The organism is Bradyrhizobium sp. SZCCHNS3052 (genome assembly GCF_032484495.1).
GTDB lineage: Bacteria > Pseudomonadota > Alphaproteobacteria > Rhizobiales > Xanthobacteraceae > Bradyrhizobium.
Genome location: NZ_JAUETB010000002.1, coordinates 699,225 through 711,801, shown reverse-complemented (window position 1 = coordinate 711,801; position 12,577 = coordinate 699,225). Strand labels below are relative to the sequence as shown.

The following is a 12,577-nucleotide window of genomic DNA, read 5'->3' as shown; positions in this document are numbered from 1 at the left end:
CGGTGACGCCTATCCTGTGATCAGGCTCTGGATGGCGGCGGCATCGAGGCCGCGCTCGCCGATGATCACCAGCCGCCCCTGCCGCGATTCGCCCAAGCGCCACGGGCGCTCGAACTGATGCTGGATGCGGCTGCCGACGGCCTGCACCAGGAGGCGCAGCGGCTTGCCGGCGACTTCCACGAACCCTTTCACCCGCAACACATCATGTGCGTCGACGGCGGCCGCGATGCGGTCGACGAGCGCATCGGGCGAAGCCTGCGCCGGAACGTCGAGCACGAAACTCTCGAAATCGTCGTGATCGTGCTCGGCCTCGTTGTCGTGATGCGACGGCCGGGCCGCGAGATCGTCCTCCGCGGCGGCACCGAGCCCGAGCAGCACCGAAGCCGACAGCCTGCCGTGCTCCGTCGCGATCACCTTGACGGCACGCTGCACCTTCGCCGCGATCTCGGCGGCGACATCCTTGCGCTGCTCCTCGCTCATCAGGTCGCTCTTGTTCATCACGACGAGATCGGCGCACAGCAGCTGGTCCTCGTAGACCTCCTCCAGCGGATTGTCGTGATCGAGCGACGCATCGGTGGCGCGCTGCGCGGCGAGCGCTTCGGGATCATCGGCGAAGCGTCCCGCGACCACCGCCGGACCATCGACGACCGCAACGACGCCGTCGACGGTGACGCGCGTCGCGATCTCCGGCCAGTTGAAGGCCTGCACCAGCGGCTTCGGCAGCGCCAGCCCCGAGGTCTCGATCACGATATGCTCGGGCGGCTCCTTCTGATCCAGCAGGCTCCTGAGCGCCGGCACGAAATCATCGGCAACGGTGCAGCACAGGCAGCCGTTCGACAGCTCGACGATGCGATCCTCCGGACAGTCCGGCACGCCGCAGCCTTTCAGGATGTCGCCGTCGATGCCGACATCGCCGAACTCGTTGACGATGATGGCGAGCCGGCGACCGTTCGCGGTCTCGATCAGGTTGCGCACCAGCGTGGTCTTGCCGGCGCCGAGGAAACCGGTGACGATGGTGCAAGGCGTCTTGGCGAACGACTTCGTCATGGCGATGCGATCTCTCGTTTTCAGCGTGGCGCTGACAGCGCAGGCACGCGCGCGACGGTGTTCTTGCGAATGTATTCGGGACGCTCGCGCCAGGCCGGCAGACCGGCGTCATGGCGCTGATGCAGTTGCGCAAATGTCAGCACATCCCGCGCATGCAGATCCGGATCGAGCGCGCCGAGCACATAGGTCCATTTGCCCGGCGCCGTCACCGCAACCGTGCACGCACGATTGCAGTTCGACAGACACTCGACACCGACAACGGTGACACCGGCGCGCTGCGCGGTCGGCAACGTCTCGATCGCGGCGAGCAAACGGGCTCCGGCCCGCGGCTGATCAGGCGGCGTAGGTTCCGTCCCCTGCGAACGGCAAGTGACGCAGACGAACAGCGTCGTCTCACCAGTCTCGGATGCGGTCATCAATCAGCCGATCACGCCGGCCGCCGTCGCCGCGGCGACCCCACCCACCAGCACGATGGCAGCGCCCGCGAGCCGCAGCGCCAGCGGCGCAGCCGTCTTGGCCTTCGCCGACAGCAGCCTGGTGCCGAGGAACGCGCCGGCGGCGACGATGGTCTGGATCACGAGCAGACCGACGAGATAGGCCCCGAGCGGGGTATTCTCGGCCCCGACGATCGATTCGCCCAGCGCATATCCATGGACGAGACCGGTCACGGCGAACAGGCCGGCGACGGGCAGCACACCGAAACGGCCACGCATCACCACCACCAGCCCAACCACGACGGTGGTCAGGCCGACCAGCAGCTCGGCAGCCGGGATGTTGGCCTTGGCCACATGAAGGCCGACGCCCGCGATCATCGCGGTGGTGAAGGCGAGCACCGGCGCGAAGCCGCGGCCCAGAAGCGCTGCAACGATGCCCGCGCCCACGATCGCCGCCAGATGGTCGATTCCGATGACAGGATGGCCGAGGCCGGACAGCATCCCCTGCGCAAACGTCTGCGGCAGCTTGCCCCCCATCATGTGATGCGCGAAGGCGGGATCGGTGGCGAGCAGCACCAGGCTCGCGGCTGCAAAGGTCGTGGTACGGGTCAACTTCATGGCCGTCTCCGTCGCTTGCCGGCTCCCCAGAGGACCGGACGATGCGCTGCATCCGACGGCACCCCGCCCATCCCGGCGGGATCAGAACCAGCATCGCGACTCCCCGCGCGACGGGTCGGCCAACAGCAATGTCGACGGCAGGTCTCCTGGCTCTCGGGTCACCGCATGAAGCCACCTTCCCGGTTTCCCAGTGGTGTCTTGGCCTCACACTCGCCGATTACAGTTGCGGGGGCAGCCACGGCCTTGGGTCAAGAACCCGCACCGTGTTCCCTAAATCTCTCCTTTCGGAGAACCGTCATCTGTTAGATACGGGTCGCACCAAAGCCCGTCAATCGGAATCGTCCCCATGGTCCCCGCCCCGCCGCATCCCGCCCTGCCGCGCCTGACGCTGGTGCTCGGCGGTGCGCGCTCGGGCAAGAGCCGCCATGCCGAGGCCCTCGTCACCGCCCTTCCGCCGCCTTGGACCTATGTTGCGACCGCGCAGGCCTTCGACGCCGAAATGACCGACCGGATCGCCCAGCACAAGGCGCGCCGCGCCGAGGGATGGCAGACGCTGGAGACGGCGCATGATCTCGCGGGTCTCGTCCGGGCAAGCGGAGAATCGGGCGTACCGATGCTGATCGATTGCCTGACACTCTGGCTCAGCAACGTGATGCTCGCCGACATGAACGTGGCGGCAAGATCAGCCGAGTTGATCGACGCGCTCAGGAACGCGCATGGCCCGATCGTGGCCGTGTCCAACGAAGTCGGACTGGGCATCGTGCCGGACAACGCGCTCGCACGCGCCTTTCGCGATGCCCAGGGGCGACTGAACCAGGACGTCGCGGCCTTAGCGGATCGCGTGATCCTGATGGCGGCGGGACTGCCGCTGACGTTGAAGTGACGAGGAGACAATGCCGATGACCGGAAGCGCCGACGATTCACGCCACAAGGCGAAGATGGAGAACCGCAAGGCGGTGCAGGATGCCGAGGTCGCCTCCAAAACCGTGGAGAAGGGCCTGCTGATCGTTCACACCGGCAAGGGCAAGGGAAAATCGACGGCGGCGTGGGGCCTGATGCTGCGCGCACTCGGCCGCGGCTTTCGCATCGGCGTCGTGCAGTTCGGCAAAGGCGCGTGGGAAACCGGCGAGCGCAAGGCGATCGAGAAGTTCGGCGATCAGGTGTCGTGGCACACGCTCGGGGAAGGCTTTACGTGGGAGACGCAGGATCGTGCGCGCGACGTCGCCGCGGCCGAGCGCGCCTGGGCGAAGGCTAAGGAGCTGATGGCGGATCCGTCGATCCGGCTCTTGGTCCTCGATGAGCTCAACATCGCGCTGCGCTACGATCACCTTGATATCGCAGACGTCGTCGCCACGCTCGCAGGGCGCCGTCCCGATCTGCACGTCGTCGTCACCGGGCGCAACGCCAAGCCGGAGCTGATCGAGGCCGCCGATCTCGTCACCGAGATGAACCTCGTGAAGCATCATTTCGCGGCCGGCGTGAGGGCGCAGGAAGGCATCGAGTACTGAGCTCATGAGCGCGCGGGCCATCATGTTCCAGGGCACCGGCTCCGACGTCGGCAAATCGCTGATCGTCGCGGGGCTCGCGCGCGCGCTGACATTGCGCGGCCTCAAGGTGGCGCCGTTCAAGCCGCAGAACATGTCGAACAACGCCGCCGTCACCGCTGATGGCGGCGAGATCGGCCGTGCCCAGGCGCTGCAGGCGCGCGCGGCGCGGCGGCCGATGACGGTGCACATGAACCCGGTGCTGCTGAAGCCACAAAGCGAGATCGGGTCGCAGGTCGTGGTGCAAGGCCGCGTCATCGGCACCGCCAAGGCGTCCGCCTATCAGGCGATGAAGCCGCAACTGATGGCGGCCGTGCTCGACAGCTTCCATCAACTCGCGGCGGATGCCGACATCGTGCTGGTCGAAGGCGCAGGCTCCGCCTCCGAGATCAACCTGCGCGGCGGCGACATCGCCAACATGGGTTTCGCGCAGGCGACGCAGATTCCGGTGGTGCTGATCGGCGACATCGATCGGGGCGGCGTGATTGCGAGCGTGGTCGGCACCAAGACGGTGATCGCGCCCGACGATGCCGCACGCGTGGCGGGTTTCCTCGTCAACAAGTTCCGCGGCGACCCCGCCTTGTTTGCATCGGGCATGAACGAGATCGCGCAGCGGACGGGGTGGACGTCGCTCGGGCTCATTCCACATTTTCCGGATGCGCGCCGCCTGCCGGCGGAGGACGCGCTTGGCCTGGCTGAACGGGGATCATCGGGAGGACAGCGACCGAAGGTCGTCATCCTCGCCTACCCGCGCATCTCCAATTTCGACGAGTTCGATCCGTTGCGGCTGGAAGATGGAATCGATCTGCAGTTCTTGCAGCCTGGCACGCCGATCCCCGGCGACGCATCGATGGTGATCCTGCCGGGCTCGAAGGCGACGATCGCCGATCTCGCCGCCCTGCGCGGCGCCGGCTGGGACATCGATCTGGCCGCGCATCTGCGCCGCGGCGGTCGCGTGCTCGGCATCTGCGGCGGCTATCAGATGCTGGGGCGCGTGATCAGCGATCCCGATGGGCACGAGGGTGCAGCTGGTTCCGTCGCGGGACTTGGCCTGCTCGACGTCGAAACGACCCTGACCGATGACAAGGCGTTACGCGAGGTCCAGGGCACGCTGACGCACGATAAGCTCTCGTTCCGCGGCTACGAGATGCACATCGGCCGCACGGAGGGACGGGCGACACAGCGCCCCTTCCTGACCTTCTCCGATGGCCGGCGCGATGGCGCCATCGCGCCTGATGGCCTGGTAGCCGGCTGCTACGTGCATGGCCTGTTCGCCGACGACGGCCTGCGCAGCCATTGGCTGCGCGGCCTCGGCGCGACGACCAGCGGCCTCTCCTATGAGATCGATGTGGACACGACGTTGGATGCACTCGCGGCGCATCTCGAGCGCTACGTCGACGTTGACCGTATCCTGGCATTGGCGAGCAAGCCCGCGCCGCCCGTGGCGGCTACAGGATCCTGACCAGGACGAGTCCTGCGACGACCAGGGCCTGAACCAGACAGGCCAGCCGATACAGCCGCAAGGCCTGCCGGATGTCGGACGCGTCGAGATCGGCGCGCCCGTCGCCCATCCAGGCATCGGTGACGAGATGACCGTGATAGACCCGCGGCCCCGCCAAGCGCAGTCCGAGCGCACCGGCCATCGCCGCTTCGGGCCAGCCGGCGTTGGGCGAACGGTGCTTCGACGCATCGCGTGCAACGGCTCGCACCGCGGCCGAAGCCGAGGCGCTCGGGATGCAGGCCGCGGCGGCTGCGATCCACAGCGCGGACAGGCGCGAGGCCGGCAGGTTGACGAGATCGTCGAGCCGCGCCGCCGCCCAGCCGAACGCGCGGTGACGGTCCGAGAGATGACCGATCATGCTGTCGGCGGTGTTGAGAGCCTTGTAGATCAGGATGCCCGGCAGCCCGCCGACGACGAGCCAGAACACGGGTGCGACGACGCCATCGGAGAAGTTTTCTGCCAGGCTCTCGATCGCGGCCCGCGCGACGCCGGCCTCATCCAGCCGCTCGGGATCGCGGCCGACGATCATCGAGACGGCTCGGCGGCCGCCCTCGAGCCCCTCCTGCCCCAGTCCCTCTGCAACCGCGGCGACATGCGTGTCGAGACTGCGCTGGGCCAGCAGGCTGCTTGCCGCCACACCAAGGATGATGGTTGCGACCGGTTCGCCGACGAGCGCCTGCATGACCCATGTTGCGGCGAGACCGGTGGCTATCATCCCCGCGACGAGCAGGCACACGAGCGCAATGCCGCGCGCACGTCGTGCGGCAAAGCCGTCTGCTGCCCTGTTCCAGCGGCGGTCCCCCCATGCTATCAGCGCGCCCACCCACATCACGGGATGACCGATCCGCTGCACCAGGACCTGGGGATAACCGACCGCCGCCTCGACGAGGAGCGCCGTGAGCGCGAGAGAGACGAACATCGATCTCCGCTGAAGGAAAGACATGTAAAGGAAAGAGATGGACGACAGAGCGACTAGCATGCGCGCGGACGAGCCGGAAGCGATCCTTCACGGCGGCGATCTCGCTGCGATCAGCCGTCGCTATCCGGATGCGCCACAGCCGTGGATCGATCTGTCGACTGGAATCAACCCGATCCCCTATCCCGTGCCGGCGATCCCGGCTGAGAGCTGGGCGCGTCTGCCTGGCAAATACGAGAATGACGCTTTACGCGCAGCGGCCGCGGCTCGCCATGGCGTGGCAGAGCCCGACATGATCGTTGCCGCGCCCGGCACGCAGGCGCTCTTGCAGATCCTGCCCAGACTGCGCCCACCCGCGACCGTCGCCGTGCTCGCGCCGACCTATGAGGAGCATGCGCTGTGCTGGCGCCGTTGCGGTCATCGCGTCAGTCTGGTCGATGATCTCGATGCGCTCGCTGGCGCCGATGTCGCCGTGGTCGTGAATCCCAACAATCCGACCGGCCGCCTGCTGCCGCGCGACGCACTGGTCAGCATCGCAGCGGGGCTGCGCCGGCGCGATGGTCTGCTGATCGTCGACGAAGCATTCATCGATCTTTATCCCGCCGATGCCAGCCTGGCAGCCGACTTGCCGCCGGCGACGATCGTGCTGCGCTCGTTCGGCAAGGTTTACGGCCTTGCCGGCGTCCGCCTCGGTTTCGCGATCGGCTCCGTCGACATTGTACGGCAACTCCGTGATGCGCTCGGGCCTTGGGCCGTGTCCGGACCGGCGCTCGCGATCGGAACGACGGCGTTGGCGGATGAAAACTGGTTGCACCAGACACGCGCCCGTCTCGCGAAGGATTGTTCGCGCATTGACGATCTTCTGAGCATGGCCGGCTGCGCGGTCCTCGGCGGCACGCCGCTGTTCAGACTGATCACATCGCCGAGCGCGCCTGACATTGCCGACCGGCTCGCCCGCCATGGCATCCATGTCCGGCGTTTTCCGGCTCAAACAAGCTGGCTGCGCTTCGGCCTGCCGGGCCATGAGACAGGCTGGCAGCGGCTAGCGCAGGCGCTCGGCAGCGCGTCCTAGCCGAGAACGCAGGCGGCAAGCAGCAGCGTTTCCGTGACCTCGATGCTGGCGCCATGGCAATCGCCGGTGATGCCGCCGAGCCGCCATTGCCAATAGAGCGCGATTCCCGGAACCAGAGCGATCGCGATCAGCGTCGGCACCGCACCGGCCAGCGCGCCGATCGCGAGCGCGCCGCCCCAGGCGACGATGACGTTCCAGCCGACGCTGTTCGAGATGCTCGCCCCCAGCCCTGGCTTCAACGACAGCAGGGTCTTATTGCAGATCAAAGTCCCCCAGCGTGCCCAGGCCGGGATCAGCACCAGCGCCCAGGCCGTCGGGCCCGTCGCCAGCTCGGCGATCAGCACCAGCTTGGCGGCGATCTGCAAGCTGATCGCGACGACGGCAAAGCTGCCGGCATGGGGATCGCCCAGCACGGCGATGAAGCGTTCCGGCTTGCCATGCGAGGCGCCGAACGCGTCGGCGACGTCGCCGAGCCCATCGAGATGCAGCGCGCCGGTGATCCCGATCCAGGCGACCAGCACGGTCAGCGCGACGATCCAGGGATCGGCATCATGAAAAAGGCGGCCGACCAGCGCCAGACAGGCGCCAATCACCAGTCCGGCTGCCGGAAACCAGACCGACGCCCGTGCAAGATCGTCCGGTCGCGACTCAGCGACCCGCGGTGTCGGCAGCCGTGTCAGGAACTGCAATGCGATCCAGAATTCACGCAGACTCATGGCTGGATGATCTCGACTATTTCGCCCCAAGATACACCATCACCGCCCTGCCCGGCTTCGAGCGTGATCCGCGTGCCGGGCCGGATGCGCAGGCTCCACAGCTGGCGCAGCGGCCAGCCGAGCAGATGCGAGAGCGCTGCGCGCATGGCGCCGCCATGCGCCACCACCAGAACCGGCGCAGGCTCGGGCCGGGCAAGGATACGATGTGTTGCGCGCGCCACCCGCGCCTGCAAATCGGACCAGCTCTCACCGCCCGGCGCCCGGACCTCAGCATCGGCATGGAAGGTGTCGAGCAAGGCTTCGCCTCCGGGCTCCGCGGCGATGTCGCGATGCGTCCGCCCGTCCCAGAGGCCGAAATCGAGCTCGCTCCAATCCGCGTCGATGTCCAGCGCGCAGCCGGTCAGCCGGGCATAATCCTCCGCTGCCGCACGTGCGCGCGCCAACGGCGAGCTGACGACGCTGCGCCAGATCCGGCTCTGCGTCTGCCGCCGGAATTGATCCCAGCCGGGCTCGCTGAGCGGCGGGTCGGTGCGGCCGTCGAGATGGCCGTCCCGTCCTGTCGTCCCGTGCCGCAGCAGATCGATCCGCATCAGGACTTGGCTCCCGAGACGGCGGCCTCCGCAAAGGTGGCCATGCCCCCGTGGAGCGCGCAGGCCAACCGGATGATCGGCAGCGCAGTGGCGGCGCCCGAGGCCTCGCCAAGCCGCAGATCGAGGTCGATCAGCGGACGGGCACCGAGCGCGTCGAGCACGATGGCGTGGCCGCGCTCGGCCGAGCGATGCGAGAACAGCAGCCACGGACGGCAGGAGGGATTGAGGCGGACGGCGACCAGCGCCGCGACCGAGACGATGAAGCCGTCGACCAGCACCGGCCAGCGCCGCTGCGCGGCGGCGACGATCGCGCCGGCCATCGCAATGATCTCGAAGCCGCCGACGGCAGCCAGGACGTCCGCGACGGCCGCTCCCCCCGTGAGCCCGTGTCGCCCCAACGCATCGGCAATCACCGCAGCCTTCCTCGCCCGTCCGTCGGCGTCGAGCCCGGTGCCGCTGCCGACGATGTCCGCGGGCGCGCATGACAGCATCGCAGCGGCGATCGCTGCCGCCGACGTCGTGTTGCCGATCCCCATCTCGCCGAAGATCACGAGCTGCGGCGCGTGATCGGCCTGCCGCGCCACCGCGCGCCGTCCGGCGTCGGCCGCGAACGCGACCTCCTCCGGCGTCAGCGCCGCCCCGGTGCTGAAGTCGCGCGTGCCGCGCCGCGGCTTGTCGACGACGACACCGGGCACCGGCTCATCCGCCAGCGTACCGACATCGACCACCTCGAGCGGACAGCCCAGGCTGCGCACCAGCACCGAGATCGCCGCGCCACCGGCCGCGAAGTTGTGCAGCATCTGCACCGTCACTTCCGGCGGATACGCCGACACGCCCCGCGCCGCGATGCCATGATCCCCCGCGAACAGCACCACCGGGACCCGATCGGCCCCCGGCCGCTCCAACGCCTGCAGCGCCGCCAGCTCGACCGCCACCTGCTCCAATCGCCCAAGGGCGCCAATCGGCTTGGTCAACTGGGCCTGGCGTTCCAGCGCCGCCTGCCGATGGAGCTCGGACGGGGCCACACAATCAAGGCTGATCCATTCGGGAAGCACCACGGATCCTTTCAGCATCACTCGGGTTCAGGACGATTGCCACTGCGAGGCGGCCGAGACAAGCTCCGTGAGGCGCCCTATTGTCATCGAACCGTCATCGAACGTGACGACAGGTGGCTGCCGACGCAGCCCGAAAGACTCTCATGGAATACTTCCGCCGTTTCACCTTCCTGTTCGCCGCGCCCGTCTTCGAGACCGACGACCTTGCGGGCGTCCGCTTCAACCAGATCATCGAGGAGATCCAGCGCTCGGGCTTCGAGGTGGTGCGCGCCCGCAAGCTGGAGGACGCCGAGATCGCCGTGCAGACGGATGCCGCGATCGGCTGCATGGTCGTCGATTGGGGCAAGAAGGGCCTGGAAGGCAAGACGGCGTCGCTGATCAACCTGATGCGCCGTCGCGGACTGGACTTCCCGATCATCCTCCTGATCCGCCGCAAGCGGTTCGAGGATCTGCCGGTCGAGGTGCTCGACTTCATCGACGGCTATGTCTTCCTGTCGGAGGAGACGCCCGCCTTCATCGCCAAGAACCTGGTCAGCCGGCTGAAGCAATATGCCGAGACACTGAAGACGCCATTCTTCGGCGCGCTGGTCGACTACGCCGAGGAAGGCAACCAGCTCTGGACCTGCCCCGGCCACAATGGCGGCGTGTTCTACAGTCGCAGCCCGATCGGCCGGGTGTTCGTCGAGCATCTCGGCGAGGCCGTGTTCCGCGACGACCTCGACAATTCCGTGCTCGATCTCGGCGATCTCCTGACCCATGAGGGGCCGGCGCTGCGCGCGCAGAAGGAAGCGGCGCAGATCTTTGGCGCCGAGAAGACCTATTTCGTCCTCAACGGTACCTCGACCTCCAACAAGGTCGTGCTCGGGGCCCTGGTCACCGACGGCGACCTCGTGCTGTTCGACCGCAACAACCACAAGGCCGCCCATCACGGCGCGCTGCTGATCTCCGGCGGAGTTCCGATCTACGTCCCAACGGTTCGCAACCCCTGGGGCCTGATCGGCCCGATGCGCTGGGATCTGCTCGATGAGGAGCACCTCCGGCAACAGATCCGCGACAACCCGCTAGTCAAGGATCCTGACGCCTGGCGCAAGCCGCGCCCGTTCCGCGTCGCGGTGGTCGAGCAGTGCACCTATGACGGCACGATCCACAGCGCCGAGATGATCCTGAAGCGGATCGGGCACCTCTGCGACTACATCATGTTCGACGAGGCCTGGGCGGGCTTCATGAAATTCCACCCGCTCTACGCCGGCCGCTTCGCCATGGGCCTCGGCGATCTCGGGCCCGACGCTCCCGGCATCATCGCCACGCAATCGACCCACAAGCAGCTCGCGAGCTTCTCCCAGGCATCGCAGATCCACGTCAAGGACCGCCACATCAAGGGGCAGCGGCGGCGGATCGAGCATCGCCGCTTCAACGAAAGCTTCATGCAGCACGCCTCGACATCGCCGTTCTATCCGCTGTTCGCCTCGCTGGACGTCGGCGCACAGATGATGAAGGGCCGCTCCGGTGAGGTGCTGTGGGACGACACGATCCGGCTCGGCATCGAGTTGCGCAAGAAGATCCGGGCGATGCGCCGCGAATTCGAGGAGAAGGAGAAGGATCCGGCGCGGCGCTGGTTCTTCGAGCCATTCGTTCCGGATCGCGTATCGATTCCCGATGCGGCCAATCCCGGGGCTAGCCACGACGTGGCCTGGGAGGCGCTCTCGACCGACCAGCTCTCGACCGATGCCGCGCTGTGGCAGCTCGCGCCCGGGGCGGCATGGCACGGCTTTCCGGATCTCGCCGCTGGCTTCACCATGACCGACCCCAACAAGCTGACCCTGCTCACCCCCGGCTTCGATCGCACCACCGGCGGCTATGCCGATCACGGCATCCCGGCTCCGATCGTCGCGCAATATCTGCGCGAGAACCGCATCGTGGCGGAGAAGAACGACCTCAACTCGTTGCTCTTCCTGCTGACGCCGGGGGTCGAGGCGAGCAAGGCCGGAACCCTGATCAGCGGTCTGGTCGCCTTCAAGCGGCTCCACGACGACAACGTGCTGCTGGAGGACGCCATTCCGGAGTTCACCCGCAAGCGCTTTGCGCGTTACGGCATGCTGCGGCTGCGCGACCTCTGCGCCGAGATGCACCGCTTCTACCGCGAGGCCGAGGTGAGCGCGCTGCAGGCGAAGCAGTTCCAGCCGCAGCACTTGCCCGAGATCGCGATGTCGCCGCGCGAGGCGGCGCGTGCGTTGATGCGAAACGAGGTCGACTACCTGCCGATCGACCAGATCGCCGGGCGCATCGCGACGACGCCGTTCGTGGTCTATCCGCCGGGCATCGCCACCATCGTTCCGGGCGAACGGCTGTCCGAACGCGCCCAGCCGATGATCGATTACCTCAAGATGTTCGAGCGGGCGTTCAACGCCTACCCCGGTTTCGACGTCGAGATCCAGGGGCTGTACAAGGAGCTCGACGAGTCCGGCCGGATCCGGCTCCATACCTATGTCTGCGCAGAGTAATTCGAACCATGGACAGCGCGATCACGGCTCGCGAGACCGAGCCGACGGTCCTCGTCAGGCCGTCACGCGACGAAGATGTCGAGGCCATGCTCTCGATCTACCGGCGGCACGTCCGCCGCGGGGTCGAGGACAGCGCCGCCGGTTCCGGGGCGCCCGAGCCGGACGATCTCAAGCAGCGGCGCAAGAATCTGCGCAATCATCGGCTGCCACATCTGGTCGCGACATTCCGCGGCGAGGTCGTGGGCTATGCCTATGTCGTCCTGTTCAGGAAGCGGCCAGCCTATCGGTTCGCGGTCAAGCATTCGATCTATGTCCACCATGAGCATCTCGGCCGTGGTGTCGGCCGGCTGCTGATGCAGGCGCTGATCGATGCTTCCGCAGCGGCCGGATATCGCCAGATGATCGGCTATATCGACGCCGACAACGTCGCCTCGCTCGGCATTCATGAGCGCTTCGGGTTCGCCAGGGTGGGGCTGCTTCCGGGCGTCGCCTACCGTTACGGCCGCTGGTGCGACACCGTGATGGTGCAGCGCTCGCTGGGCCCCGGGGCCAGCGACGCACCGGCTGGGCTGCGCCGCTGAGC

General features: G+C 67.4%; 13 protein-coding genes and 1 riboswitch. Of the genes, 6 read left to right on the top strand and 7 right to left on the bottom strand.

The window, feature by feature from the left end:
- Positions 1-9 precede the first annotated feature (9 nt).
- The 3 genes from cobW to QX073_RS11400 are packed head-to-tail and all read right to left on the bottom strand — an operon-like array spanning position 10 to position 2,099.
- The gene (cobW, locus tag QX073_RS11410; RefSeq protein WP_315754525.1) at positions 10-1,047 is read right to left on the bottom strand and encodes a cobalamin biosynthesis protein CobW; all 1,038 of its coding nucleotides are present in this window, start codon (positions 1,045-1,047) and stop codon (positions 10-12) included.
- Between the two features lie 20 nt (positions 1,048-1,067).
- Complete coding sequence (locus QX073_RS11405) at positions 1,068-1,463, bottom strand: DUF1636 domain-containing protein (protein WP_315718433.1); 396 nt, start codon at positions 1,461-1,463, stop codon at positions 1,068-1,070.
- A 3-nt stretch (positions 1,464-1,466) separates the two neighbouring features.
- Positions 1,467-2,099, bottom strand: coding sequence for a HupE/UreJ family protein (locus QX073_RS11400; RefSeq protein WP_315754527.1), 633 nt, complete (start codon positions 2,097-2,099; stop codon positions 1,467-1,469).
- A gap of 118 nt (positions 2,100-2,217) precedes the next feature.
- Positions 2,218-2,411, bottom strand: a riboswitch (cobalamin riboswitch).
- Between the two features lie 34 nt (positions 2,412-2,445).
- On the opposite strand from QX073_RS11400, the gene cobU reads away from it, so the two are divergent.
- The 3 genes from cobU to QX073_RS11385 are packed head-to-tail and all read left to right on the top strand — an operon-like array spanning position 2,446 to position 5,105.
- A complete protein-coding gene (cobU, locus tag QX073_RS11395) occupies positions 2,446-2,982 on the top strand; it encodes a bifunctional adenosylcobinamide kinase/adenosylcobinamide-phosphate guanylyltransferase (protein WP_316225764.1) in 537 nt (178 codons plus the stop codon).
- A gap of 16 nt (positions 2,983-2,998) precedes the next feature.
- A complete protein-coding gene (gene cobO / locus QX073_RS11390; RefSeq protein ID WP_315718430.1) occupies positions 2,999-3,607 on the top strand; it encodes a cob(I)yrinic acid a,c-diamide adenosyltransferase in 609 nt (202 codons plus the stop codon).
- 4 nt (positions 3,608-3,611) lie between these two features.
- Positions 3,612-5,105: a cobyric acid synthase gene (locus QX073_RS11385; protein ID WP_316203072.1), complete on the top strand. Its 1,494-nt coding sequence runs from the start codon at positions 3,612-3,614 to the stop codon at positions 5,103-5,105.
- On the opposite strand, the gene cbiB is transcribed toward QX073_RS11385, so the two are convergent.
- Positions 5,092-6,063: an adenosylcobinamide-phosphate synthase CbiB gene (gene cbiB, locus QX073_RS11380; RefSeq protein WP_316203073.1), complete on the bottom strand. Its 972-nt coding sequence runs from the start codon at positions 6,061-6,063 to the stop codon at positions 5,092-5,094. The genes QX073_RS11385 and cbiB overlap by 14 nt on opposite strands.
- A gap of 37 nt (positions 6,064-6,100) precedes the next feature.
- Between cbiB and cobD the strand changes: the two genes are divergently transcribed.
- Positions 6,101-7,132, top strand: a complete 1,032-nt coding sequence (gene cobD / locus QX073_RS11375; protein ID WP_316225763.1) for a threonine-phosphate decarboxylase CobD — start codon at positions 6,101-6,103, stop codon at positions 7,130-7,132.
- On the opposite strand, the gene QX073_RS11370 is transcribed toward cobD, so the two are convergent.
- Genes QX073_RS11370 through cobT form a run of 3 tightly spaced genes read right to left on the bottom strand, consistent with a single transcriptional unit; the run spans position 7,129 to position 9,493 of the window.
- Positions 7,129-7,848 (bottom strand): adenosylcobinamide-GDP ribazoletransferase, encoded by a 720-nt coding sequence (locus QX073_RS11370; protein ID WP_315718426.1) that lies wholly within the window; start codon positions 7,846-7,848, stop codon positions 7,129-7,131. The two genes, cobD and QX073_RS11370, sit on opposite strands and share 4 nt — an antisense overlap.
- Positions 7,845-8,438: a histidine phosphatase family protein gene (locus tag QX073_RS11365; RefSeq protein WP_316225762.1), complete on the bottom strand. Its 594-nt coding sequence runs from the start codon at positions 8,436-8,438 to the stop codon at positions 7,845-7,847. The genes QX073_RS11370 and QX073_RS11365 overlap by 4 nt, the downstream gene beginning before the upstream one ends.
- A complete protein-coding gene (gene cobT, locus QX073_RS11360; RefSeq protein ID WP_316225794.1) occupies positions 8,438-9,493 on the bottom strand; it encodes a nicotinate-nucleotide--dimethylbenzimidazole phosphoribosyltransferase in 1,056 nt (351 codons plus the stop codon). The genes QX073_RS11365 and cobT overlap by 1 nt, the downstream gene beginning before the upstream one ends.
- 143 nt (positions 9,494-9,636) lie before the next feature.
- Here cobT and QX073_RS11355 point away from each other — a divergent pair, with 143 nt between their 5' ends.
- Positions 9,637-11,994, top strand: a complete 2,358-nt coding sequence (locus QX073_RS11355) for an Orn/Lys/Arg decarboxylase N-terminal domain-containing protein (protein ID WP_315754541.1) — start codon at positions 9,637-9,639, stop codon at positions 11,992-11,994.
- A gap of 8 nt (positions 11,995-12,002) precedes the next feature.
- Positions 12,003-12,575, top strand: coding sequence for a GNAT family N-acetyltransferase (locus tag QX073_RS11350; protein ID WP_315718423.1), 573 nt, complete (start codon positions 12,003-12,005; stop codon positions 12,573-12,575).
- Positions 12,576-12,577 lie beyond the last annotated feature (2 nt).